21 protein-coding genes and 3 pseudogenes are annotated in these 23,373 nt (G+C 70.2%); 14 read left to right on the top strand and 10 right to left on the bottom strand.

Going from position 1 to position 23,373, the window contains the following annotated elements:
* Positions 1–230 precede the first annotated feature (230 nt).
* The 5 genes from ACZ3TS_RS39750 to ACZ3TS_RS39730 are packed head-to-tail and all read left to right on the top strand — an operon-like array spanning position 231 to position 6,928.
* Positions 231–2,003 (top strand): non-ribosomal peptide synthetase, encoded by a 1,773-nt coding sequence (locus ACZ3TS_RS39750; protein ID WP_467627292.1) that lies wholly within the window; start codon positions 231–233, stop codon positions 2,001–2,003.
* Complete coding sequence (locus ACZ3TS_RS39745) at positions 2,000–3,238, top strand: cytochrome P450 (RefSeq protein WP_467627289.1); 1,239 nt, start codon at positions 2,000–2,002, stop codon at positions 3,236–3,238. Before ACZ3TS_RS39750 ends, ACZ3TS_RS39745 begins: the two co-directional genes overlap by 4 nt.
* Positions 3,238–6,330, top strand: coding sequence for an amino acid adenylation domain-containing protein (locus tag ACZ3TS_RS39740; RefSeq protein WP_467627287.1), 3,093 nt, complete (start codon positions 3,238–3,240; stop codon positions 6,328–6,330). The genes ACZ3TS_RS39745 and ACZ3TS_RS39740 overlap by 1 nt, the downstream gene beginning before the upstream one ends.
* 14 nt (positions 6,331–6,344) lie before the next feature.
* The gene (locus ACZ3TS_RS39735; protein ID WP_467627285.1) at positions 6,345–6,704 is read left to right on the top strand and encodes a thioesterase II family protein; all 360 of its coding nucleotides are present in this window, start codon (positions 6,345–6,347) and stop codon (positions 6,702–6,704) included.
* On the top strand, positions 6,608–6,928 hold the full coding sequence (locus tag ACZ3TS_RS39730) for a thioesterase II family protein (protein WP_467627283.1): 321 nt from the start codon (positions 6,608–6,610) through the stop codon (positions 6,926–6,928). The genes ACZ3TS_RS39735 and ACZ3TS_RS39730 overlap by 97 nt, the downstream gene beginning before the upstream one ends.
* Positions 6,929–7,062: 134 nt before the next feature.
* Here the strand turns inward: ACZ3TS_RS39730 and ACZ3TS_RS39725 are convergent, their stop codons facing one another.
* Positions 7,063–8,259 (bottom strand): ATP-grasp domain-containing protein, encoded by a 1,197-nt coding sequence (locus tag ACZ3TS_RS39725; protein WP_467627281.1) that lies wholly within the window; start codon positions 8,257–8,259, stop codon positions 7,063–7,065.
* Positions 8,260–8,720: 461 nt separating this feature from the next.
* Here ACZ3TS_RS39725 and argC point away from each other — a divergent pair, with 461 nt between their 5' ends.
* The 9 genes and pseudogenes from argC to ACZ3TS_RS39680 all read left to right on the top strand — a co-directional run bounded on the left by argC (position 8,721) and on the right by ACZ3TS_RS39680 (position 15,672).
* A complete protein-coding gene (gene argC, locus ACZ3TS_RS39720; protein ID WP_467627279.1) occupies positions 8,721–9,749 on the top strand; it encodes an N-acetyl-gamma-glutamyl-phosphate reductase in 1,029 nt (342 codons plus the stop codon).
* A 21-nt stretch (positions 9,750–9,770) separates the two neighbouring features.
* Positions 9,771–10,643 carry a [LysW]-aminoadipate kinase gene (locus tag ACZ3TS_RS39715; protein ID WP_467627276.1) on the top strand — a complete coding sequence of 291 codons (873 nt, stop codon included), beginning with the start codon at positions 9,771–9,773 and terminating at the stop codon, positions 10,641–10,643.
* Positions 10,640–11,203, top strand: coding sequence for an adenylyl-sulfate kinase (gene cysC, locus ACZ3TS_RS39710; protein WP_454646444.1), 564 nt, complete (start codon positions 10,640–10,642; stop codon positions 11,201–11,203). Before ACZ3TS_RS39715 ends, cysC begins: the two co-directional genes overlap by 4 nt.
* A 56-nt stretch (positions 11,204–11,259) precedes the next feature.
* Positions 11,260–12,147, top strand: coding sequence for a sulfate adenylyltransferase subunit CysD (cysD, locus tag ACZ3TS_RS39705; protein WP_467627294.1), 888 nt, complete (start codon positions 11,260–11,262; stop codon positions 12,145–12,147).
* A 2-nt stretch (positions 12,148–12,149) separates the two neighbouring features.
* Positions 12,150–13,505, top strand: a complete 1,356-nt coding sequence (locus tag ACZ3TS_RS39700; protein WP_467627273.1) for a sulfate adenylyltransferase subunit 1 — start codon at positions 12,150–12,152, stop codon at positions 13,503–13,505.
* Between the two features lie 278 nt (positions 13,506–13,783).
* Positions 13,784–14,940 (top strand): annotated as a pseudogene (locus ACZ3TS_RS39695) (ABC transporter substrate-binding protein).
* Between the two features lie 34 nt (positions 14,941–14,974).
* Positions 14,975–15,294: pseudogene (locus ACZ3TS_RS39690) on the top strand (ATP-binding cassette domain-containing protein); the annotation flags it as partial.
* Position 15,295: 1 nt separating this feature from the next.
* Positions 15,296–15,463 (top strand): annotated as a pseudogene (locus tag ACZ3TS_RS39685) (ABC transporter permease); the annotation flags it as partial.
* An 11-nt stretch (positions 15,464–15,474) separates the two neighbouring features.
* Positions 15,475–15,672 (top strand): hypothetical protein, encoded by a 198-nt coding sequence (locus tag ACZ3TS_RS39680; RefSeq protein WP_467627296.1) that lies wholly within the window; start codon positions 15,475–15,477, stop codon positions 15,670–15,672.
* A gap of 67 nt (positions 15,673–15,739) precedes the next feature.
* Here ACZ3TS_RS39680 and ACZ3TS_RS39675 read toward each other — a convergent pair whose 3' ends face one another.
* The 9 genes from ACZ3TS_RS39675 to ACZ3TS_RS39635 all read right to left on the bottom strand — a co-directional run bounded on the left by ACZ3TS_RS39675 (position 15,740) and on the right by ACZ3TS_RS39635 (position 23,194).
* Positions 15,740–16,093 (bottom strand): VOC family protein, encoded by a 354-nt coding sequence (locus ACZ3TS_RS39675; protein ID WP_467627271.1) that lies wholly within the window; start codon positions 16,091–16,093, stop codon positions 15,740–15,742.
* Between the two features lie 146 nt (positions 16,094–16,239).
* On the bottom strand, positions 16,240–16,920 hold the full coding sequence (locus ACZ3TS_RS39670) for a 4'-phosphopantetheinyl transferase family protein (RefSeq protein ID WP_467627269.1): 681 nt from the start codon (positions 16,918–16,920) through the stop codon (positions 16,240–16,242).
* Positions 16,921–17,259: 339 nt separating this feature from the next.
* Positions 17,260–17,457 (bottom strand): lysine biosynthesis protein LysW, encoded by a 198-nt coding sequence (locus ACZ3TS_RS39665; RefSeq protein ID WP_467627267.1) that lies wholly within the window; start codon positions 17,455–17,457, stop codon positions 17,260–17,262.
* On the bottom strand, positions 17,454–18,425 hold the full coding sequence (locus ACZ3TS_RS39660; protein ID WP_467627264.1) for a transketolase family protein: 972 nt from the start codon (positions 18,423–18,425) through the stop codon (positions 17,454–17,456). Before ACZ3TS_RS39660 ends, ACZ3TS_RS39665 begins: the two co-directional genes overlap by 4 nt.
* Positions 18,422–19,264: a transketolase gene (locus tag ACZ3TS_RS39655; RefSeq protein ID WP_467627262.1), complete on the bottom strand. Its 843-nt coding sequence runs from the start codon at positions 19,262–19,264 to the stop codon at positions 18,422–18,424. Before ACZ3TS_RS39655 ends, ACZ3TS_RS39660 begins: the two co-directional genes overlap by 4 nt.
* Entirely contained in the window at positions 19,261–20,556 is a 1,296-nt protein-coding gene (locus ACZ3TS_RS39650; RefSeq protein WP_467627260.1) for a DegT/DnrJ/EryC1/StrS family aminotransferase, read from the bottom strand. Before ACZ3TS_RS39650 ends, ACZ3TS_RS39655 begins: the two co-directional genes overlap by 4 nt.
* A gap of 43 nt (positions 20,557–20,599) precedes the next feature.
* A complete protein-coding gene (locus ACZ3TS_RS39645) occupies positions 20,600–21,637 on the bottom strand; it encodes a BtrH N-terminal domain-containing protein (protein WP_467627257.1) in 1,038 nt (345 codons plus the stop codon).
* A gap of 1 nt (position 21,638) precedes the next feature.
* Positions 21,639–22,106, bottom strand: a complete 468-nt coding sequence (locus ACZ3TS_RS39640; protein WP_467627255.1) for a hypothetical protein — start codon at positions 22,104–22,106, stop codon at positions 21,639–21,641.
* 356 nt (positions 22,107–22,462) lie between these two features.
* Positions 22,463–23,194 (bottom strand): sulfotransferase-like domain-containing protein, encoded by a 732-nt coding sequence (locus ACZ3TS_RS39635; RefSeq protein WP_467627253.1) that lies wholly within the window; start codon positions 23,192–23,194, stop codon positions 22,463–22,465.
* Positions 23,195–23,373: the final 179 nt, after the last annotated feature.

The following is a 23,373-nucleotide window of genomic DNA, read 5'->3' as shown; positions in this document are numbered from 1 at the left end:
TCCTGACCAGTGCCATCTCAGAGTTGGCGCACCTGCCCACACGCCCGGACAACGACCCGGCAGGCGAGGCACCGCTACGCATCAGGAGTCTCAGGGGCTGCCCGTAAAGGTGATCCCTCGCAAAGCAAAAGCAAGACAGCCATCATCTACCCATTATTACGTAATGGGGCGGCGCGCAGGGTTGCCTATCGCGAATTCCGAGAACGGCATATGAAAAACAGGAGGAAGCAGTGGTAATCAGGGGATCTGTCGGCACCCTCACGGAGCTCTTCGCGCGGTCTGTGGAGGCGCACCCGCACCGCCCGGCCGTTCGTGATGACAACCGGACTCTGACCTATGCGCAGCTGGACGAGGAGTCCAACGCGGTCAGCGCATTGCTGCGGAGCCATGGGGTGGGGGCCGAGGACCGTGTCGGGATTTATCTGCGCAGGTCGGTCGAGCTCTTCGTGGCAATCCTCGGAATTCTCAAGTCGGGGGCGGCCTATGTCGCCGTGGATAGCCGCTACCCGGACACCCGTCGCGATCTGATGCTGGACAGCAGCGGTGCAAAGATCGTGCTCACCGAGGCCGGATGGGAGGACCGGCTGACGTCTGTGTCCGCCCGGATCGTCTCCATCGAAGACCGCGCTGCTGCGGACACCGCTCCGGCCGAGGGGGTTGTGGAACCGAACAGCGCGGCCAGCGTGCTGTTCACCTCCGGTTCCTCCGGTGAGCCCAAGGCGATTGTCCTGGAGCACCGCAATATCGTCTCCTTCGCCAGTAACCCGAGCCTGCCGGTGCTCACGTCGGCGGACCGGGTCGGCCAGATATCCAGCATTTCCTTCGACGCTTTCCACTTCGAAATGTGGAGCACCCTCGGGTACGGTGCGCAGGCGGTTGTCCTCCCGCCCGTGCCGGATCTGCTGGCCGCCGACTTCCAGCGGCAGATGAGGCAGTACGGCATCACGGCGATGCTCGTGCCGACCATGGTGGTCAACCATGTGGTGCGCGAGGACCGGGACGCCTTCGCCCCGCTGCGCGTCCTCCAGGCCGGCGGCGATGTGCTCCTCCCGGCAGCCTGCCGGGCGCTGTTGGGCGGACAGTTCAAGGGCGCCCTCTACAACCTCTACGGTCCTGCCGAGATCACCACCGCCTGCACTGCGCATCAGGTGACGGCCGAGGACGCGGAGTCCGACGCCATCCCGATCGGCCTGCCTCTGGACGGAGTGTCGGTGCGGGTGCTCTCCCCGGAGCTGGAGCCCGTGGCCCCCGGCGAGACCGGCGAGCTGTTCGTCAGCGGCCCCGGCGTGGCCCGCGGCTACCAGGACCGCCCCGATCTGACCGACGAACGCTTCCTCACCCTGCCGGGCGAGGCCGACGGCGAACGCATGTACCGCACCGGCGACTTGGCGCGGCAGCGCGAGGACGGCGCCTTGATGTTCGTCGGCCGTGCCGACAACCAGGTCAAGATCCGTGGCTACCGGGTCGAACCGGGTGAGGTCGAGCGGGGTCTGCGCCGCTACCCCGAGGTCCAGGAGGCCGTCGTGCTGCCGCAGGGTGAGGGCAACGACCGGCGCCTGGTGGCGTTCGTGGTGCTCGAAAACGGCCTGGGCGTCAAGGAGCTGCGCGAGCGGGCCGAGCGGGACCTGCCGGACTTCATGGTGCCCAGCCAGTTCATCATGCAGGACCGGATCCCGGCGACGGCGCACGGCAAGCGCGACCTGGACGCCCTGCGCGAGGTGCTCGCCAAGCACCTGGAGCGCGAGGAGTCGTACGCGGGTCCGCAGACCGACACCGAGCGGTTCCTCGCCGGCCTCTGGGAGAACCTGTTCAGCACCGAACGCGTCGGCAGGGACGAGGACTTCTTCGGTCTGGGCGGCCACTCGCTGCTCGCCTTCCGCATGCACCACCGCATCAACCGCGAGCTCGGCCTCTCCCTCCCCTTCCCGGTGCTGCTCAACAACACCGTGCTGAAGGACCTCGCGGCGGCCATCGACGCGTCGCGCGAAGGAGCGACGGCATGAGCCAGCAGACCCTGACCCAGCCGCAGACGGTCACCGGCATCGACCTCACCGACGTCGACCTGTTCATGCGCGGCGACCACACGGCCGCCTTCGCCAAGCTCCGCGCCGAGCAGCCCATCTACTGGAACGAAGGCGCCGACGGCAGCCGCTTCTGGGCCCTGACCACGTACGACGACGTGATGTGGGCCTACCGTAACCACGAGACCTTCGGCTCCGGGCGCGGCGCCATCGTGGGCGGCTCCTTCCGCAGCGAGGACGACACCTCGGCCGGGCGGATGCTGGTCACCACCGACCTGCCCCGCCACCGCATGCTCAAGCAGGTGATCCACCCGTCGATGTCACCGGGCGTGGCCAAGCGCGTCGCGGCACAGGTCGCCGAGCTCCTCGCCCGCGCCCTGGAGCGGACCCGTACGGACGGCGGCTGCGACTTCGCTACCGACATCGCTCCGGAGCTTCCGGCCGGTGCGCTCATGGTGGTCATGGGCATCAGCCACGAGGAGGCTCACCACCTCATCGGGCTGACCCGGCGGATGGTCGGCTACCGCGATGAGATCTTCGTGGACACCGGCGGTGACCAGCGGCTGCGCCTGGCCTGGCTCCAGGCCGAGGTGTTCGAGTTCTTCGCCGACATCGTCGCCGAGCGCCGCCGCAACCCCGGCAACGACCTGATCAGCACCCTCGTGCGCGCGGAGGTCAACGGCCGCCGGCTGAGCGAGGAGGAGATCTTCTACAACTGCATGAACGTCGCCGTCGGCGGCAACGAGACGTCGTCGTACACCGCGTGCACCGGTCTGCTCGCGCTGATGGACCACCCCGAGCAGTACCAGCGGCTGCGCGAGTCGCCGCAGCTCGTCGGCACCGCCGTCGAGGAGATGCTGCGCTGGAGCTCGACCAACGCCTATGTGCAGCGGGTGGCCAAGCACGATGTGGAACGCGGCGGCGTCCAGATCAAGGCCGGCGAGTCCGTCACCCTGTGGAACTACTCCGCCAACCGCGACGAGAACCAGTTCCAGGACCCGCACCTCTTCGACATCACCCGCACTCCCAACCGCCACCTGACCTACGGTTCAGGGCTGCACCGCTGCATCGGTGCGCCCATCGCTCAGGCGGAGCTGTCGCTGCTCTTCGAACAGCTGATGGTTTCCGGGCCCCGGTTCAGGCTTGCCGACGACGTTCGCCGGCTGCGTTCGAACTTCCTGCTCGGCATCACCCGCCTCCCGGTGGAGGTCATCTGATGAGTACCCCCGCCGACGACAGCCCCTACGGGTTCGGTGAGCGCATCGAACAGGTGGTGGCCCACCACGCCCGGCTGCGGCCGCACGCGGTCGCCGTCCAGCAGGGCGAACGGAAGGTCACCTACGGCGAGTTGGCCGAGCGGGCCGAGACGGTGGCGGCCGCGCTGAGCCGGCTCGGTGTCGAGCCCGGCCGGCACGTCGCGGTGCGCATACCGCGCTCACCGGAACTGGTGACCGCGCTGCTCGGCGTCCTGCGCGCGGGCGCCTCCTACCTGGCGATCGACCCGCAGTGGCCGCAGGCACGGGTGGACGAGACCCTCCGGGGCACGGATACGGCGCTGTGCGTCACCGATGCGCCCGGCGCGCAGACCGTCCCGGCCGGTGCGGAGGTGCGCACCGTCACCCTCGCCTCCCTGCTGGAGCTCGGACGCACCGCCCCGGTCCCCGAGCCGCTGTACGACGGCACCGCGACGGCCAGCGTCTTCTACACCTCCGGCTCCACCGGGAAACCCAAGGGGGTGCTCTCCCCGCACCGGGGAACCATCCGCACCCTGGTCAACTGCCCGACCATTCCCCTCGGCCAGGACTCGGTGTTCCACCAGGCGGCTCCGCTGCCCTGGGACGGGCTCTCGCTCGAACTGTGGGCACCGTTGCTCAACGGCGGCCGCTGCGTCCTGATGGACCAGGCGGCCACGGCACTGGACGCACAGGGGCTGGAGGCGGCCATACGGCAGGGCGTGAACAGCCTCTGGCTCACCAGCTCGCTGTTCAACGTGCTGGCGGAGGAGCGGATCGAGCTCTTCGGCGCGGTGCGCCTGCTGCTGGTCGGCGGCGAGCGGGTGTCGGTGAGCAACGCCCGCCGCGTGCTGACCGAGTTCCCCGCTCTGCACATGGTCAACGGATACGGGCCGGTCGAGAGCACCATCTTCGCCACCACCCATGTGATCCGCCCGGCCGACGTGGATGAGGGCAGCACGGAGATCCCGATCGGGACGCCGGTGCCCCGCACCACGGTGGCCCTGCTCGGCGCGGACGGGCGGCCTGTCGCGGACGGCGGGATCGGCGAGATCGCAGTCGCCGGCGACGGAGTGGCCCTCGGCTACGCGGGCGCCCCCGAGGAGACCGCTCGCCGGTTCTTCACCGAGGGCGGCGTGCGCTTCTACCGCACGGGCGACCTCGCGGTGCGCGACGCCGAGGGGCTGCTGCGCTACCGGGGGAGGACCGACCACCAGTTCAAGATCCGGGGAGTGCGGATCGAGGCCGGCGAGGTCGAGGCCGTCCTGGAGAACCACCCCGAGGTCACCGCCTGCTGTGTCCTTCCGCTGGAGACGGCACCCGGACGGGTCCAGCTCGCGGCGGCCTACACGACCGCCCACCAGCAGCCCCTGGACGAGGCGGAGCTGACGGAACACGCGGCGCGCAGCCTGCTCGACGCGATGGTGCCGACGCGGCTGGCACACGCCGTGCAGCTCCCGCTGAACGCCAACGGGAAGGCCGACCGCAAGGCGGTGGAGGCGCTGCTGCGCCGGAGCGCCGGATCGGCCGGCGCTCCGGCGCAGCAGCCGGCCCAGGGCGGCCCGGTCCTGGACGACATCCGTGCGCTGCTCGGCCTGGCGCACCTGGCCGAGGACGACGACCTCGGCATGGCCGGGGCGAACTCGCTCGACGTGATCCGGCTGGCTGCCCGGGTCGGCGCCCGGCTGGGCGCCCGCCTGACCGCCTCCGACGTCTACCGGCTGCGTACGCCGCGCGCCATCGCCGCCCACTGCGCGCAGGCGGCCCCCGGCGAGCAGCTGCCCGCCCCCGGCCCCGACCGCACGGCCCCCGTCCCGCTCTCCCGCGCCCAACAGCGGTTCTGGCTCGCGGAGATGAGCGCCCCGGGATCCGCGGACAACATGATCGTGCTGGCCTACGCACTCACCGGACCGCTCCGGCGTGACCTGCTGCAGGCGGCCCTGAACGACGTCGTCGTGGCCCATCCGGCGCTGCGCACCATCTACCCGTGGCTCGACGAGGCCCCCCAGCAGCAGGTGCTCGCGCCCGCGGACGCGGCCCCCGTGCTGGAACATGTCACACCTCCCGGTGCCGAGGGGATGCGGGAGCTGGCCGAAGCGGTAACGGCCGACTGGTGGACGAGGCCGTTCTCGCTGGAGGACGAGGTCCCGCTGCGGGCCCGGCTGTGCCGCCTGGCCGAGGACCGGCACCTGCTCTGCCTCCACGTGCACCACATAGCCTTCGACGGATGGTCGGAGTCGGTGCTCGTCGACGAGCTGGCGCGCGCGTACGCGGCGCGGTCGGAGGGCCGGACGCACGAGGCGGCACCGGCGCTGTCGTACGGGGAGTTCAGCACCTGGGAGGCGACCCGCCTCGCGGACTGGGCCGGCCGCGATCTGCCCTTCTGGAAGGAGGAACTGTCAGCGGTCCCGGCACCGTTCCTGCCCGCTCCCGCGCGGGCAGGCGCCGGCCCGGTGGCCCGGCTCGAACGGGTCCTGAAGGTCGACGCGCAGACCGTGCGGCGGCTTGAGCAGGCCGCCGCCCGCCGTGGCGGCCCTGCCCTGGCAGCGCTGCTCGCCGGCGCCACTCGCGCTCTGGCCCGCACCTTCGACGCCGACGAGCTCGCGGTGGGCTCGGTGACCGCGGGCCGCTTCGACCCGGTCCTGGAGCCGGTGGTCGGCTACTTCGTCAACCCGTTCACCGTGGTGCTCTCGCACACGGACGGCGGCAGCGCCGAGGACCTCCTGGACCAGGCGACCGCCCAGGTGGTGTCGCACCTCCAGCACGTACACACCCCGTTCGACGAGCTCGTCCGCGTCCTCGCGCCGCCCCGGGACCGCCACCCCTTCTTCCAGACCTGGGTCGTCCTGCAGGGGCAGCCCCCGCACGGCAGCCTCGGCGGTCACGTGGCTGTCGAGCCGGTGCGGGTGCGCCCGCCCAGCACCGACATCGAGCTGATGCTGGAGGCCATCCCGGCCCCGGACGGCTCCTGGGACCTCGTCATGCTGTGGCGCGCGGACGGGATCACCGCCGCCCAGGCGGAGGAGCTTCTGGCCGAGCTGGACACCGCGCTCGGCGAGACGGCGGACTGCGCCTGAGGGTAAAGACACGCATGCAGACACGGTGCGTCCAGTACCCCGGCCGCCAGGAGCGCCACCACGAGTCCGGCCTCACCGAGCTGCACACCCTGGCCGACCGGATCACCGAGGCCGTGGCGGAAGGGGCAGACGACCGGCCGCTGGCCCTGTTCGGGCACAGTATGGGCGCCATGCTGGCCTTCGAGGTCGCCGGCCGCCTTGAGGACGCGGGCACCACGGTCGCGACGCTCTTCCCCACCGGGCGGCGGGCCCCCTCCCGCCAGCGCCCCCGCGGAACGTGCACGGCTTCACCGACGAGCAGCTGGTGGCCGAGCTCGCGGCACTGGACGGGACCGACGCCGAACTGCTCAGCGATCCGGACGTGCTGCGTATGATCCTTCCGGCGATCCGCAGCGACTACAAGGCGGTGGAGACCTACCGCTACCGACCGCGGCCGCCGTTGCGCTGCCCGATCGTGACCCCCGCGTCGACCTCGACGAGGCCGCCGCCTGGGCGGACCACACCGCGCGGTCCTTCGATCTCCAGGTGTTCTCCGGCGGCCACTTCTACCTGTCGGCCCAGCAGGCCGCGGTGGTCGGGCTGGTGCGGCAGCACCTGACCGCGTCCACCCTGCTCGGCGCCGGCTGACCTTTCGTCCGCGGACACCGGCCGAGCCGGTCGGCGTGGAAAGGAGCCTGGTCCACCACCCCTGCGGGTGGCGGACCAGGCTTCCCGTACGGTCGAGCGGGCCGGTTACGGCCTGACGCGGTACTCGAAGGTGTCGAGGGCCTTCGTCGCATGCTCCCGCAGCTCCTCCACGGAGTCCGCGGTCAGGGTGAGTGAGAGGAAGAAGTTCTCCTTGTTCAGCTGGGTCACCCGGTAACCGTTGGACAGGCGCACGCTGATGATGCCGGGCAGGGCGAGCAGGTCCGCCTCGGTGGTGACGGCCTCGACCGTGCCGATCTCCTCGGCCTCCAGCTCCACGTTGCCGAACATCGGCTGCTCGCGCATCGGTCCCAGCTCCTGCGGCGCGTACTCGCCCAGCGCCATGGAGACGACCGCCGCGATCACGTCGATGCCGTAGAGGGCCTGGATGGACGCGGGGATCCCCGTGTGAAAACCGCCGGCCCGGGGGTTGATCTCAACGAGCTCGGTCCGGCCGTCCTCCGAGCTCCGGCCCTCGAAGTGCAGCCAGATCTGGTCGAGGCCCCGATCGGCGCACAGCGTGTTGATCGCCTCGCACAGGGCGCGCACGCCGTCCCGCACGTGACTCTGCTGGGGCGGGTGGAACGAGAGCCCCGCGTCATGGTGCTTGGCGTCGTTGTGGTCAGCCTTCTCGATCGCGAGGAGCGGGTGGAAGCGGCCGTTCAGTACGGGACCGTCCACGGAGAACTCCGTGCCGGGCACGAACTCCTCGGCGATCAGTTCCACGCCGCCCGCCCCGGACTCCTCCAGGTGCTTCAGGTAGGCCAGCAGCTCGTCCCGGTCGTCCACCCGCTGGACCATGTACGAGGCCGCCGACTCCCGCGCGGGCTTGACGATGGCGGGGAAGAAGTCCACCGACCTCGGGTCGCCGGAGAACTTGATCTCGGACAGACCCAGGGCACGCATGTGCTCCCGGACCAGGGTCTTGCTCGCCAGCACGGCACGGCTGGCACCGCCACCAGGAAGGCCGTAATGCGTGGTGAGCGCGATGCTCCACTCGATCAGCTTCTCGACCATGCTGACGACGGCGATCGGCTCGATGCCCCGCTCGCCGATCCGGGCCGTGAGGGCCGACAGCTCCTCGCTGTCCCAGTCGAACACGATGTGGTCGTCGCAGAGGCCGGCATGGGGATCGTCCGGCAGGTTGGAGACCAGCACCGGTCGCAGATCGCGAGCCCGGAGCTCCGCGACCGCGGCGGGCACGTTGCCGATGGCTATCCAGGAGAGGACGAGCACGGATTTCATGTCACGGGCCTCCGGAGGCTTTGGAAAAGGAAATTCTGATGACGCGCGGAAATCAATGCTGGCATGCGCGGAGGCCGGACCGAATAAGCGTGACGACTACGCAGGTCGAATCCGTCGTGTATGGGTGAGCCCGATGGGTCGTGATCCCTGCGGTACGACGTCGGTAGGCGGTACGCGCAGGGCGGTGGGCTGATGCCCGCCGGGCAAGGGAAGCGGGAAACCGTGCGTGTGGGGGCGGCCGCACCGCAGTCCGTGAACACGGGGCCGCCCGGGAGTAATCGTTGCGCGTACCCGATCCACCCTCTCGTAAGCCGGATGGTCGTGATGGATGAGCCTGTCGCGGACGCGCGGAATGCGGGTGGGTTCATAGGTTGCATTTCAATGTGGTGGCTTGGATGTGCCGTCCGGTTGGTCGAGCACTTTCGCTACGGAGGTCCTGTGGTGATCGGGGTGGAGGCGTGATGCGGGTGGTGGTGGCCGGTGCGGCCGGCTATATCGGCGGGGAATTGTTGCGGCTGCTGATCGGTCACCCCGAGGTCGAGGTGGTGGGCGCGGTCTCCTCGCGTTTCCCCGGCAAGCGGGTCGACGGGGTGCACCCGAATCTGCGGGCCTCCACCGATCTGCTGTTCTGCTCCGCCGACGAGGTCGCCGAGTGCGATGCGGTCTTCCTGGCCCTGCCGCACCGGGCCGTGATGACCCAGATCGAGTACTGGACCCAGCGGGCCAAACTGGTCATCGACCTGACCGGTGACTTCCGCCTCAACGACACGAAGGTTTTCGAGCGCTACTACGGCAGTGAGCACCAGGCCCCGCATCTGCTGGACGCCTTCGTGCCCGGCCTGCCCGAACTGCACCGCGAGCGGCTGCGCGGCGCGGACCTGATCAGCGTGCCCGGCTGCATGGCCACGGCCGGCGTCCTCGCCCTCCACCCGCTCGTCGCGCACGAACTGATCGACACGGAGGCGGGCGTCCAGCTCGACGCCCGCACCGGCTCAAGCGGCTCCGGTTCCACCGCCGGACCGGCGAACCTGCACGCCGAACGCAGCGGCGCGATGCGCGTGTTCGCCCCCACCAGCCACCGCCACGAGGCCGAGATCTCCCAACACCTGGGAATATGCGCGGCGATGACGGCCACCGGCGTCGAAGCCGTCCGCGGGGTCCAGACGATCGCTCACACCACCTTGCGCCCCGGCGTCGGCAAATCCGACCTCCGGCGGGCCTTTCGCGAGCAGTACGCCGAGGAACCCTTCGTCCGCGTCGTCGCCCACCAGCGCGGCATCTTCCGCTACCCCGACCCGAAGATCCTTCTGGGATCCAACTACTGCGACGTCGGTTACGCCCTCGACGAGGACACCGGACGCCTGACCACCATCGGCGCCCTCGACAACCTGGTCAAGGGCGGTGCGGGCAACGCCGTCCAGTGTCTCAACATCCGCATGGGCTGGCCCGAAACCTTCGGCCTCACCTTCCCAGGCCTCCACCCCCTCTAGCCCTCGCCCACCGGAGAGACTGTGACCACCACACCACTCACCGTCGTCAAATGCGGCGGCAATCCGGCCGTCGACGCCGCGGGCATCTGTGCCGACATCGCCCGCCTCGTCCACGAGGGGCACTCCATCGTCCTGGTCCACGGAGGCTCCGGAGAGATCAGGCGGCTCGCCGGGGAGCTCGGCGTCCCGCAGCGGACCCTCGTCGCCCCGGACAACGTCTCCACGCGCTACACCGACCCGGCCACGCTCGAAGTGGTCGTCCTCGCGCTGACCGGCGCGGTCAAACCCAAACTGGTCGCGGAACTCGCCCGCCACGACGTGCCCGCGGTCGGACTCACCGGCATGGACGGCGGCATGCTCCGCGCCCGCCGCAAGTCCGTCATCCGCTCCGTCGTCGACGGCCGTACCGTGCTGATCCGCGACAACCACAGCGGCCGGATCACCACGGTCCGCACCGAACTGCCCGAAGCGCTGCTGCGCCTCGGCTACGTCCCGGTCGTCTCGCCGCCCGCCATCGACGAGCACGACCACCCGGCCAACGTCGACGCCGACCGCGCCGCAGCGGCGCTCGCCGTCGCACTCGGCGCCGACCAACTGCTGCTGCTCACCGGGGCACCCGGCGTACTCGCCGACCTCGACGACCCCACCAGCGTGCAGAGCACCCATCGCATATCCCCGACCGGCCCGCCCGACCCCTCCGCCACCGGCGGCATGGCGCTCAAGCTCATCGCCGCACGTGAAGCACTCACCGGCGGAGTCGGCACCGTACGCATCGCGGACGGACGCACCCTCGCCCCCGTCAGCCAGGCACTCGCAGGAGCCGGCACCACCGTGCGTATCGCCCCTGCCGAGGAGCCGGTCCACAGCTCACGCGAAACGGAGATCCGCGCATGACCGAACCGAAGGGCAAACCAGCCGTGTGGCAGGGCGGCACGGTCTGGCTGACCGGGCTGCCGAGCGCGGGCAAGACCACGATCGCGATGGGCCTCGCCGAGCGGCTGCGGGCCGAGGGGCACCGGGTGCAGGTGCTCGACGGTGACGAGATCCGTGCGGCGCTCTCGGCGGACCTGGGCTTCTCGAAGGAGGACCGGGACACCAACGTGCGCCGGATCGGCTACGTGTCCGGGCTGCTCGCCGCGCACGGTGTCACCGTGCTGGTGCCGGTCATCGCTCCGTACGCGATGTCACGGGAGGCCGTGCGTGACCAGCACGCCGCACAGGGCGTCCCCTATCTTGAGGTGCACGTGGCGACTCCGGTGGAGATCTGCGCGGACCGGGACGTGAAGAGCCTCTACGCCAAGCAGGCCGCGGGCGAGATCAGCGGCCTCACCGGCGCGGACGACCCCTACGAGGCACCGGTCGCCCCCGACCTCCGTATCCACACGCAGGACCGGACTGTCGAGGAGTCGGTCCAGCAGGTGCACGCGGTGCTCACCGAGCGAGGTCTGTCATGACCGTGGTGACCCCGGCCGTGCTCACCGGCCCGCGGCACTCCCCGGTGCCGCCCCCGATGACCCACCTCGAAGCGCTGGAAGCCGAGGCGGCACATATCTTCCGTGAGGTGGCGGGGGAGTTCGACCGGTCGACGCTGCTGTTCTCCGGCGGCAAGGACTCAATCGTCATGCTGCACGTGGCGCTCAAGGCGTTCGCCCCCGCGCCGCTGCCGTTCTCGCTGCTGCACGTGGACACCGGCCACAACTTCCCCGAGGTGATCGCCTACCGCGACCGCGTCGTCGAGCGGCACGGCCTCCACCTCGACGTGGCGTCCGTGCAGTCGTACATCGACGACGGAAGGCTCCGCGAGCGCCCCGACGGCACCCGCAATCCGCTGCAGACCGTGCCCCTGCTCGACGCGGTCCGTGCCGGCCGCTTCGGTGCGGTGTTCGGCGGCGGCAGGCGGGACGAGGAGAAGGCGCGCGCCAAGGAGCGGGTGTTCAGCATGCGGGACGAGTTCGGCGGCTGGGATCCGCGCCGGCAGCGGCCCGAGCTGTGGCAGCTGTACAACGGCCACCACCAGCCGGGCGAGCACGTCCGGGTCTTCCCCCTGTCCAACTGGACCGAGCTGGACGTCTGGCAGTACATCGAGCGGGAAGACATCGAACTGCCGGAGATCTACTTCGCGCACCGGCGCCAGGTGTTCCAGCGCGACGGCATGTGGCTGGCGTCCGGCGCGTGGGGCGGCCCCCGGGACGGGGAGTCCCAGTGCGAGCGCCAGGTCCGGTACCGGACGGTCGGCGACATGTCCTGCACCGGCGCGGTCGACTCGTCGGCCTCGACGGTGGGCGCCGTGATCGCGGAGATCGCGGCGAGCCGGGTCACCGAGCGCGGTGCGAGCAGGGCCGACGACCGGCTGTCCGAGGCCGCCATGGAGGACCGCAAGCGAGAAGGGTACTTCTAGACATGACAACGGGCGTCACGGACAAGGTAGTTCAGAGCGAAGCGTCCGACCGGCTTCCGGGCGGCCTGCTGCGGCTGGCCACCTGCGGCTCGGTCGACGACGGCAAGTCCACCTTGGTCGGACGGCTGCTGTACGACACCAAGTCCGTTCTTGCCGACCAGGCGTCGGCCATCGAGGAGGCTTCGCGGAGGCGGGGCCAGGACGGGCCCGACCTGGCGCTGCTCACCGACGGCCTGCGGGCCGAGCGCGAGCAGGGCATCACCATCGACGTGGCCTACCGCTACTTCGCCACCGCCCGGCGCCGGTTCATCCTGGCCGACGCCCCCGGACACGTGCAGTACACCCGCAACATGGTGACCGGCGCCTCCACCGCTGACCTCGCCGTGGTCCTGGTCGACGCCCGCAACGGCGTCATCGAGCAGACCCGCAGGCACGCGGCGGTCGCCGCCCTGCTCCGCGTCCCGCACGTGGTGCTCGCCGTCAACAAGATGGACCTGGTGGCCTACCGGGAGACGGTCTTCGCCTCGATCGTCGAGGAATTCACGGCGTACGCACACGAGTTGGGCGTTCCCGAGATCACCGCGATCCCGATCTCGGCACTGGCCGGCGACAACGTGGTGGAGCCGTCCGCCAGCATGGACTGGTACGGCGGCCCGACCGTTCTGGAGCACCTGGAGACGGTCCCGGTCAGCCACGACGTGACCTCCTGCCACGCGCGCCTTCCCGTGCAGTACGTGATCCGCCCGCAGACCGCCGAGCACTCCGACTACCGGGGCTACGCCGGTCAGATCGCGGCCGGCACCCTCCGGGTCGGCGAGCCGGTGACCGTACTGCCCTCGGGCCGTACGTCCAAGATCTCCGGGATCGACCTGCTCGGCGAGTCCGTGGACATGGCCTGGACGCCGCAGTCGGTCACCCTCCTCCTGGAGGACGACATCGACGTCTCGCGCGGCGATCTGATCGTGCCGACCGGCGACGCGCCCGCCACCACGCAGGACGTCGAGGCGACCGTCTGCCACGTCGCCGACCGGCCCCTGACGGTTGGTCAGCGGGTGCTCCTCAAGCACACCACCCGCACCGTCAAGGCGATCGTCCAGGAGATCCCGTCCCGGCTCACCCTGGACGACCTCTCCCAGCACCCGGACCCCGGGCAGCTGGTCGCCAACGACATCGGCCGGGTCAAGGTGCGCACCGCCGAGCCGCTCGCGCTCGACCCCTACGCCGACTCGCGCCGCACCGGTTCCTTCCTCCTGATCGACCCGGCGGACGGCACCACGCTCGCGGCCTGCATGGCGGGCGACTCCTTCGCCGCCGCCGAGGCCGCGGTCGCGGTGGACGAGGAGGGGTGGGACTTCTGAGGGCCGTCGGCGTGTAGGCGGCCTTCGCGAAGGAGGGCGGCCCCATCGGCAGCGGCTCCCTCGGCAGCGGACAGGGCGGAGCGGCGCGATGCGCGCGATGACGTACGCGCACCGCTCGCGCGCCCGCCGGCCCCACCCGCACCACCGGACCGACCGGATGCGCCGGACGCGCCACCGGGTCCATCCGCACCGCCGAAGACCTGCCGACGTCCCGGCCGCGTCTCGGAGCCCAGTCTCCGACGGACGCGAGCACCGGGCCTCCGAGAGGACATCCTCCCGTGCCTGCCGGCCGCAAGCCCCGCACCACCCTGCGCCGCAGTGTCGCCGCTGCCGCCGCCCTGCCCCTGCTGTCCGGCGCGCTCGCCGGCTGCGGCTACGGCTCGGAAGCCAAGAGGACGACACGGCGGACAAGGCCGCGCCGGTCGCCGCCGGCGCCCAGAAGCTCTCCGCCGACACCGTGCGGATCGGCTACTTCCCGAACCTGACGCACGCCACCCCGCTGGTCGGCGTCCAGGAGGGCCTGTTCCAGAAGGAGCTCGGCGGCACCACGGTGCGGACCGCCACCTTCAACGCCGGGCCCTCCGAGATCGAGGCGCTCAACGCGGGCTCCATCGACATCGGCTGGATCGGCCCCTCGCCCGCCATCAACGGCTTCACCAGGTCGGGCGGCAAGAGCCTGCGCATCATCGGCGGTTCGGCCTCCGGCGGCGTCGAGCTGGTCGTCAACCCGGACCGGATCAAGTCCGTGGACGACCTCAAGGGCAAGAACATCGCGACCCCGCAGCTGGGCAACACCCAGGACGTGGCCTTCCTCGACTGGATCGACGAGAAGGGCTGGAAGGTCCACGCCCAGAGCGGCAAGGGCGACGTCGACGTCGTCCGCACCGACAACAAGATCACCCCGGACGCCTACGCGTCCGGCTCCGTCGACGGCGCCTGGGTGCCGGAGCCGACCGCGTCCAGGCTGGTCTCCGACGGCGCGAAGGTCCTCCTCGACGAGTCCGACCTGTGGCCGGACAAGAAGTTCGTGGTCACCCACATCGTCGTGTCGCAGAGGTTCCTCAAGGACCACCCGGACGTCGTCGAGGCGGTCCTGCGCGGCTCGGTGAAGACCAACGAGTGGATCAAGGCCAACCCGGACAGGGCGAAGACCTCCGCGAACGCCGCGCTGAAGGCGCTCTCGGGCAAGGAGCTACCCGCGAACGTCATCGACCCGGCCTGGAAGTCGATCGAGACGACCGACGACCCGCTGGCCGCCAGCCTCCGGACGCGGGCCGACCACGCGGTAAAGGCCAACCTGTTCAAGAAGCTCGACCTGAACGGCATCTACGACCTCGCCCCGCTCAACAAGGTCCTCAAGGCCCTGGGCAGGCCCCAGGTCGCCGACGCCGGTCTCGGTGTCAAACAACCGCATCACAGGCCGGGTTCCCGGTGATCCCCGGGAACAGGCTTGCCAGGAGGTGAGGACCATGATCACCGCTGTTGCCCAGGCCGCGGGCCGCACGGCCGAGGAGTCCGAGTACGCCGCCCGGATCGGGCACGTCTCGAAGTCCTTCGCCGGGCCCGCCGGGCCCCAGCTCGTACTGGACGACATCACGCTCGATGTCGCGCCGGGTGAGTTCGTCAGCTCCTGGGGGCCTCCGGGTGCGGCAAGTCGACGCTGCTCAACCTGGTGGCGGGCCTCGACCGGCCGACCGCGGGGACCATCGAGACGCCGGGCGGCCGGCCCGCGCTGATGTTCCAGGAGCACGTGCTGTTCCCGTGGCTCACCGCGGGCAAGAACATCGAACGACATCGTGTGGACCAGCGTCTCGCCCGGTCTGCTCGGCTTCCTGCTCGCGCTCGCCATCGGCACGCCGATCGGACTCCTGGTCGCCCGGGTGACGTTCATCCGTGCGGCGATCGGCCCGGTCCTGTCCGGACTGCAGTCCCTGCCGTCGGTGGCCTGGGTGCCGCCTGGGAATGGCCCTTGGCGGCCGCGACCGCCGCGCCCTGGTGCGGCGGGTACGGTCCACGCGCCCCGGGCTGCGCGTGGACGTGTCCTTCCTCCGAAGCGCTCGGCCCCTCGTCCCTGCTGTTCGCCACGCCGGAGCGGCGACTGGGGGAGGCGTTGTACGCGGCCGGGCTCACCCCGGCCGGCAAGCGCTCGGCCGGGGTCGGCGAGTAGCAGACGGGGCAGCTGCGGGTGGGCGAAACCGTCCGGCACCTTCGCCCGAACGGGTGACCGGTCCCGCTCAGCTCTTCGGCTCGGACAGGACACAGAATTCGTTGCCCTCCGGGTCGAAGAGGGTCACCCAGTGCTGCCCTTCCTGCACGGGGTCGGCGCGCCGGGCACCGAGGGAGATCAGCCGGGCGACCTCGGCCTCGTGGTCGTCGGGGCGGAAGTCGGGGTGGAGCCGGTTCTTCGCCGCCTTGCCCTCAGGGACGGGGACGAAGAGCAGCCCCGGCATCCGGTCCGGCTCAGGCCGGATCTCCATGATCTCCTCGGTTTTGTCGACCACGACCCAGCCGAGAGCCGCGGCCCACCACTGCCCGAGGGCGATGGGGTCGGAGGAGTCGACGGTGATCTGTTCCCATTCGAGTGCCATGGGCGTGAGCATAAACAGTCGGCCGGCTGCCGGGGCCGGGGGCGACCGCCGTTCACCGTCGGTCTGGTGTGCGAATTGTGTCCCGCAGTGGCCGTTCGCGTGTCCGAACTCACGGCACCTCACTGCCCAGCGGCGATGCCGCCCGATCAGCTGTCCAGAGCTGCCATGTCCGAGTACTTCGGAAGGGCACGGTGAAGGGTCGTGCGGGAATTCAGGGAATTCACCGCGACGGCAGCGGCGTAACCGGTTGCCAGGAGGAGGTCGGTGAGGCGCCACCCCGGAAGGTCGCCGCGTACGTCGTCCGCCGCGAGGCCGCGGCCGAGGCCGGTGCCCAGGCCCTTGAGGTAGGCCTCCTTGCGGGCCCACAGGCGGGCGAAGGCTGCCGACCGGTCTTCGGGAGCCGCAGCCTCGACTTCCGCGCATTCCGACGGATGCAGCAGTGGCGCGAGCTGCTCCGCGACCTCGGGCTCCGGCACGGGCTCTGCGTCGATGCCAATCGGAACGGGTGCGACTCCGATCAGGACCAGATCTTGGCTGTGGGAGAGGGAGAACTCCATGGAGGCAGACGTCAGTACGGGCCGCCCGTGCGGCTCCCGACAGCATGGGCAGGGGGCGCGGGTGAAGCGAAGCGCATCGGGTGCCACGCCGGTCAGACCGGACAGGGCCGCACGAAGCGCCACGTGGGCAAACCCGTAGAGCGTACGGTCACAGCCGTGGATGAAATCCGCCATGCGACGGCGTTCCCGCTCGTCCAGAACCGACAGGTTGAGCGAAGACTCCGAGACGCCGGCCGGAATCTGCAGCGCCCATATGTGCACCTCGCTCATATCGCACGCTTCGGTGCCCACGCGGAGTGCTGTTGTTGTACCCGTGAGGGGCATGCTTCCAGAAATGTCGACAGCTGTTCTCTCCCGTTGGTGTCTCATGATCCCGTATGCGGTGCCTGATATGGGTGCATCTCGTCGGATGAAATGGAGCACTGCGCGTAACAGGGCGCAGCCGTAGGGCAGTTGGTCAGACGCACGGACGTGCCGGCTCCGGGGAGGCGGACCCGGTCCTCATGGGCTGGCTCTGAAGGCCTGCCGCTGGAGGACCGGGTCCTGCTGAGTCGTCGACCGTGTGGAAGCCGAGTGAGGATCCCGGTTTCGGCGTCGATCCGGAACTGGCTATTCGCCCCAGTCCTCTTCGACCTCCGGCGCGAGAGCGAGCACCATGGGGTTCAGCGCCACTATCTCCAGTTCGCGGCGGCAGCCCACGCACTCCAGGATCTCGTTGAGCCGTACCGAATCGCTGATCTGTACCTGCTCCTCGCACTCCGGGCAGGCCTGCCCGGTGGTCGCGGTCGTGGTCATGGTCATGGTCATGAGACGTATTCCTTCCGATCGGTCCTCCCGGAGCGGGCCGTCGTGTCGAGGGCCGTACGGACCGCCCTCACGACCCGCTCCGCGGTGAGGTCGTAATGTGCGACGAGGTGTTCCTGGTTGCCCACCTCGTCGACGAACTTGTCGGGCATGCCGAGCCTCAGCACCCGTGTGGGCGCCTCCTCCGCCAGTGTCTCGGCCACCGCGCCGCCGAGGCCGCCGCTGCGCCAGTGCTCTTCCAGCGTCACCACGAGCGAGGCGGGTCGGGCCGCGGCCACCAGCGTCTCCGTATCGAACGGCCACAGGGTGTGCATGTTCAGCACGGTGGCCCCGATGCCTTGTCCGGCGAGGACCTCCGCCGCCGCGAGGCAGGCGAGCACCGGGTAGGGGCCGCAGGCGGCGAGCACCACGTCGCCGCCCTGCCGAAGTGTCTGTGCCTGCCCGATGACGGGTGGCGAAGCCGTCGCCGGCAGTGCCGGGGTCGCTTTGCGGCCGAGCCGGACGTAGAGCGGTCCGGCCACGTTCAGGCTCTGCTCGACGAACGCCTCGGTGGCGGCGGCGTCGGCAGGCACCACCACGGTCATTCCGGGCAGTACCCGCATCACGGCGAGGTCTTCCAGGGCCTGGTGCGTCGGTCCGAGGTGGCCGGCGGCGAGACCGCCATGCGTGGCCATGATGCGGACGGGCAATCCGTTGTAGGCGATGTCGATCTTGATCGCTTCCAGCGCCCGGGAGGTGGCGAAGGCGGCCATCGTGTTGACGAACGGGATCCGCCCGCTCGCGGCCATCCCGGCAGCCATGCCCATCAGGTTGTGCTCGGCGATGCCGAGGTTGAGGTACTGGTCGCCGGCCGCCGCGGCGTATTCGGCGTTGAACAGACCGGTGTCGGAGTCCAGGCACATCAGTTCGGGATGTCGGTGCAGCAGAGGAAGCAGACGGTCCCGGTACGCCTCTCGGGTCGCGCGGCTCATCCGGTGGCCTCCATGGCTTGCAGTGCGCGGACCGCCCGAGCGTGATTGCGCGGCGACATGCTCACGTAGTGACTGGCACTGCGGCCGGCGAGGAACGGAAGGCCCTGGCCCTTGACCGTGCGAGCGATCAGCACGCTCGGTTTGCCCGGTTCCCACGGCGCGGCGTCGAGATGGTCCGCAAGTCCGTCCGGGTCATGGCCGTCCACGTCGCGGACCGCCCAGCCGAAACTCCGCCAGCGGTCGGCCAGCGGTTCCATCGGCGCGATGCCCTCGGTGGCACCGGTCAGCTGAAGGCCGTTGCGGTCCACCACCGCGACCAGCCGGTCGAGGCGCAGCGACGCGGCCGCGATGGCCGCCTCCCATACCGAGCCCTCCTGGAGCTCGCCGTCGCCGAGCAGTACGAAGGTGCGCGCGTCACGGCCGGCGTACCGGGCGGCCAGCGCGAACCCGCAGCCCAGCGCGAGTCCGTGACCGAGCGAACCGGTCGGCATCTCCACACCGGGCACCGCGCGGACCGGATGGCCCATCAGCCTGCTGCCGGGGCGCCCGTATCCGGCGAGTTCCTCGACCGGGAAGAAGCCCTTCTCGGCCAACGTCGCGTAGAGACCGACGGCGGCGTGGCCTTTGCTGAGCAGGAAGCGGTCGCGATCCGGGTCGTCCGGCCGCCGCGGGTCCACGTTCAGCACCGAGAAGTACAGGGCGGCGAGGATGTCGGCGCTGGAGAACGCGCCGCCGAGGTGGCCGCCTTCGGGCCCCGCGCACATGTCGACGACGTGGGACCGGATGCGTGCGGCGACCGCATCCAGGGTGTCCCGCTCCTGGACCTGGAGGACGGTCATGAGGCCGCCTTCGCGAGCGTGGCCACCATGTCCCTGTTCGCCCATACCTTCTCGAAGGCGTCGGCGTACAGACCGAGCAGTTCGCCGGCGCCCGGGTGCAGATGGCGCTTCTGGACCGTGAGCGAGTCGGCGATGACCGCTCGGGTCACCGGGTAGTCCTCACCTGCGGTCGTGCCGGGCGCGCCGGTCACGGACCACGGGTAGCCGGAGCCGAAGCCGACGCGGTCCGAGAAGACCTTCTGGTCGGGCAGCGGCATCAGCTGGTACTGCGACATCGGCACCCCCTCGGCGCGCAGCAGCCGCCGCAGCGCCGGGCGCAGCGCCTCGGGCCGCACACCGTCGAGCCCGAACGCGGCAGGGTCGAAGCGGAAGCGCAGGATGTGCCAGGCGTGGGTGGTGTCCGGCAGTGCGGTCGGCACCGTCAGGCCCGGCAGCTCGGCCAGGCGCGCGAGGAAGCCGGTGACGTTCTCCTGCCGGGCCCGCTCGTAGGCGTCGAACCGGTCGAGCTGCGCGATGGTGAACGCGGCCTGGAGGGCGTTCATCTTGTAGTTCCAGCCCAAGCCGTACGAGATGTAGTCGCGGTCCCGGCCGGCCTCGATGTCCTCGCCGAACTGCCGTCCGCGGCGCATCCTGGCGGCCAGTCCGGCGTCCTGGGTGACCAGCAGGCCGCCCTCGCCGCAGGTCGGGATGTTCTTGCTGACCTGGAGGCTGAAGGCGCCCGCGTCACCGATCGCGCCGACCGGGCGTCCGCGGTGAGTCGCGCCGGGAGCCTGGGCGGCGTCCTCGACGATCGCGAGGTCGTACCTGCGGGCGATCGCGGTGAGCCGGTCCATGTCGGCGGGCGCGCCGTGCAGATGCACGGGGATGATCGCCTTGGTCCGGGGGGTGATCCGGCGCTCGACATCGTCCGGGTCGATGTTGAAGGTGACCGGGTCTATGTCGGCGAAGACCGGCACCGCCATCTGGTGCACGGGGGCGAGCCCGGTGGCGATGAAGCTGAACGCGGGCACGATCACCTCGTCGCCGGGACCGATGCCCAGCGCGGCAAGGGCGAGGGCCAGGGCCGCGGTGCCGTTGGACACCGCGACGCATGCCTCGTGGCCGAAGCGGCGGGCCCAGTACTCCTCAAGTTGGGACACCGCGTTCACGCCGTCGGTGTCGGACACCAGGCGCGGGCCGTCGAGTGCGTCGAGGACGGCCTTGCGGTCCTCGTCCTCGATCAGCGGCCACTGCACATGGCGCCGGTCCCTCGGCACGGCCGCCGTACCGCCGAACGCTGCCAGCTTGCTCATCACTCTCCAGTCCGCTCAGTCACGGAGGTCGGTCCAGGTACGTTCACAGCCGCGCCGCCGCCGCGACGACAGCGTCGACCGCGCGCGCGTAGGCGGCGCGCAGCAGCGTGGCATGGTGCGCGATGTCGGGCGCGGCCGCACGCGGGTCGCCGTGGCCGTGCGCGCCGGTGAACCGCAGTCCGGTCCACGCGTGGGCGACGGTCTCGACCGCGCGGCCCGCCCCGGCGAGCACCGCGTCGTCCCAGTCGCGGCCGCAGCGGCGCAGCAGTTCGCCGTGCAGCGAGGCCTGCGCCTGCATGGCCCAGCCGAACGGGTACAGCTCGCGCAGCGCGCCCGCGTCCCCTGCCCGGCACCGCTCCATCAGTTCCTCGACGAACGCGTCGTAGCCGGCGAGCCCGGTACGGGCGGAGGTCTCCGTGGTGAAGCCCTCGATGTCGGTGCGCAGGCAGCCGCCCAGCAACTCCGGTGTCAGGGGCGCTGGTTGCATGCCGAGGCTGACATCGAGGCAGCGCCGGCCGATCTTCGAGTCGCTGAAGAAGGCATCCTGCACGTCGGTCGGATTGACGGAGCCCCAGCTGCGCAGGAACTCCTCGATGGGCACGGCGCCACGGAAGGCGGGCGGCATCGCGTCCGAGACGTAGACGACACCACGTGTCTCGTCCAGGCCGTAGATCACCACGAGGTGCGCGGCGTGCACATCCCCGTACGCGGGCCTGAAGGGCAGGTGGAAATTGTCCACGGCGGCGATGACGAGCCGGTCGTCGGCCAGCTGCTCGCGCACCTCGCGCCACACGTCGCCCTCGTCGGCGGGCTGCCACCAGCGGGCACTCAGGTCGTGGTGCGGGGCAAGGGCGCGGCCCAACTCCCCTTCGGCGCACGGGTAGTAGAACTCCTCGGGCCTGACGTCGCCCGGCAGGTGCAGGAACTGCCACCCCGCGCCGAGTACGGCCAGCGGGTCGGCGCCCTCGCGAGCCAGCAGCGAACCGCACGTGGCCTGCAGGCAGCTGATGAGGTCGCGATACCAGAGCTCGGGCTCAGGACCGGTGATCATGTATGTGCGTGCTGTCGCCTCGACGGTCATGTCAGGACTCCGTCCGCTGCAGGGTGAGGGCGAAGACATGCACCGCGACGTTGCGGGGCAGCAGGATGCCGGTGAGGCCGGCGCGCCGGGTGACCGGGACCCGCTGGGCCCACATGACCGCGGGAATGCCGCGCTGCACGTGGTGCGGATAGTGCATGACGAGGCTCTCGAAGGCCTTGATCTCGCCGAACCACGCGGGCGCCGCCCAGAAGTCGGAGACCCGGAGCGCTTCCGCGTCGACCGAGCCGTCGGCGAAGTTCAGCTGGACGGTGTCCTCGCTGCGACGCTCGGACGCGGCCAGCACGTGGATCCAGTCGTAATGGCCCTCCGGGACGCGGATGAACTGCCCGGCGCAGCGGACGTTGTCCGGTCCTTCGCAGACAGGGGGGAACTGGAAGGGGACGCCGTCCACGTGGACGAGACTTCCGCCCGTAGGCAGGTATTCGGCGGCGAAAGAGTTTCTCCACACATTGAATTCGCCTACCTTGGTCTCCGTCGCTGCGGAAACGGCCGTGTTGTTGCGATGGCCGGAAATATCGACCGTGTCGCACAGTCCGCTTCTGGCGGGGAGCGCCGAAGCTTCCATCACGTCGCACGCGTCACGGAACACCTTTTTTGGATGCAGTGCACTTCTGGTGGAGGGTACCAATTTCTCCGTCAAGTTACCCGCCTCACTAAGAACCATCTCAAGTCTCAACAGTCCAGGGGTACCGAGGGCTGGACCGTCGGTCATTCTTTCTGCCCACGCCCCGATTACCTTGCATGCCTGAATCGCCGCTCTGTGCACGTGCCGGGTGATCATTCCGATCATTCCTGGCGGGACGCTCACGGCCGCAGCGCGGCAGCACGCAGCTTTTCGTAGTACGGCATGTGATAGTCGCGGTAGGCCCTCAGTTTCGGGTCCGCCGCGACGGACTCGGCCGTCGCGCCCGAGCCGCGCTCGAAGCCGGCGGTCCGGCTGGTCGATTGGTGCCACTTGCTGGTCGACTGCCACTCCGAGCGCATGCCCGGCTGCCAGTTCAGCGCCTCCGGGACGAAGGGGATGCCGACCGCCTCGCAGTACACGCGGACGGTCTCGGCCGGGCGGTCAAGCAGATCGTCGGAGTCGATCACGACCGGCGTGGTTCCGGTGGCGGCCTGCACCGCGGTGAAGATCTCGTACAGCCACGCGAAGCCGATCTCGTCGCGGCCGAGGTCCGGGTTCAGCTTGTGGTGCGAGGCGATGGCCTCGGCCGGATCGCGAATGATGAACGTGTGGGTCGCGGCCGCGAGGAACTCCTCGTCGGCGAGGAGCGCCGGGTAGTGGAAGTCCGTCGTGTCCTTGAAGAACACCGGCTTGGACGCGGCGATCGCGCGCAGCGCCGTGAGCACGCCCTGCTCGTCGTGCGCGATCCGGTCACCGACCTCCACCTCGCCGAAGTCGACCACCCGGGAGAGCGGTTCGTGCACGACGACATGGTCGTCGCGCTCGGTCATCATCCGCGCGAACGCGGTGGACCGGCAGCGCGGCGCGCTCCACAAAGCGAGTACCGGGATCCTCTCCGGTGTGCGTCCCACGATTTCCCCCTCTACTCCGGTGTGCCGTGAACTCTTCCGGCGGATACCGGAATCCGGACCAGCGTGACACGGCATGGACGGGCACCGGGTAATCGGAGCTTGTAGCCGTACGGGGGTGGGTCAGCGGGGTGTGTCCTGGTGATTGAACTTGTTGCGGACGCTCGGGGTGTCGGTGTGCT

The organism is Streptomyces sp. NPDC022910 (assembly GCF_055561075.1).
The sequence above is the reverse complement of the archived record's forward strand: the minus strand, read 5'-3'. Positions and strand labels throughout refer to the sequence as shown.

Bases quoted from the DNA above. Each gene is read 5' to 3' on its own strand.
- ACZ3TS_RS39745 (WP_467627289.1), top strand. From the start codon at position 2,000: ATGAGCCAGCAGACCCTGACCCAGCCGCAGACGGTCACCGGCATCGAC.
- ACZ3TS_RS39740 (WP_467627287.1), top strand. From the start codon at position 3,238: ATGAGTACCCCCGCCGACGACAGCCCCTACGGGTTCGGTGAGCGCATC.
- ACZ3TS_RS39735 (WP_467627285.1), top strand. From the start codon at position 6,345: ATGCAGACACGGTGCGTCCAGTACCCCGGCCGCCAGGAGCGCCACCAC.
- ACZ3TS_RS39725 (WP_467627281.1), bottom strand. From the start codon at position 8,259: ATGAAATCCGTGCTCGTCCTCTCCTGGATAGCCATCGGCAACGTGCCC.
- argC (WP_467627279.1), top strand. From the start codon at position 8,721: ATGCGGGTGGTGGTGGCCGGTGCGGCCGGCTATATCGGCGGGGAATTG.
- cysC (WP_454646444.1), top strand. From the start codon at position 10,640: ATGACCGAACCGAAGGGCAAACCAGCCGTGTGGCAGGGCGGCACGGTC.
- cysD (WP_467627294.1), top strand. From the start codon at position 11,260: ATGACCCACCTCGAAGCGCTGGAAGCCGAGGCGGCACATATCTTCCGT.
- ACZ3TS_RS39700 (WP_467627273.1), top strand. From the start codon at position 12,150: ATGACAACGGGCGTCACGGACAAGGTAGTTCAGAGCGAAGCGTCCGAC.
- ACZ3TS_RS39675 (WP_467627271.1), bottom strand. From the start codon at position 16,093: ATGGCACTCGAATGGGAACAGATCACCGTCGACTCCTCCGACCCCATC.
- ACZ3TS_RS39670 (WP_467627269.1), bottom strand. From the start codon at position 16,920: ATGAGCGAGGTGCACATATGGGCGCTGCAGATTCCGGCCGGCGTCTCG.
- ACZ3TS_RS39665 (WP_467627267.1), bottom strand. From the start codon at position 17,457: ATGACCATGACCATGACCACGACCGCGACCACCGGGCAGGCCTGCCCG.
- ACZ3TS_RS39660 (WP_467627264.1), bottom strand. From the start codon at position 18,425: ATGAGCCGCGCGACCCGAGAGGCGTACCGGGACCGTCTGCTTCCTCTG.
- ACZ3TS_RS39655 (WP_467627262.1), bottom strand. From the start codon at position 19,264: ATGACCGTCCTCCAGGTCCAGGAGCGGGACACCCTGGATGCGGTCGCC.
- ACZ3TS_RS39650 (WP_467627260.1), bottom strand. From the start codon at position 20,556: ATGAGCAAGCTGGCAGCGTTCGGCGGTACGGCGGCCGTGCCGAGGGAC.
- ACZ3TS_RS39645 (WP_467627257.1), bottom strand. From the start codon at position 21,637: ATGACCGTCGAGGCGACAGCACGCACATACATGATCACCGGTCCTGAG.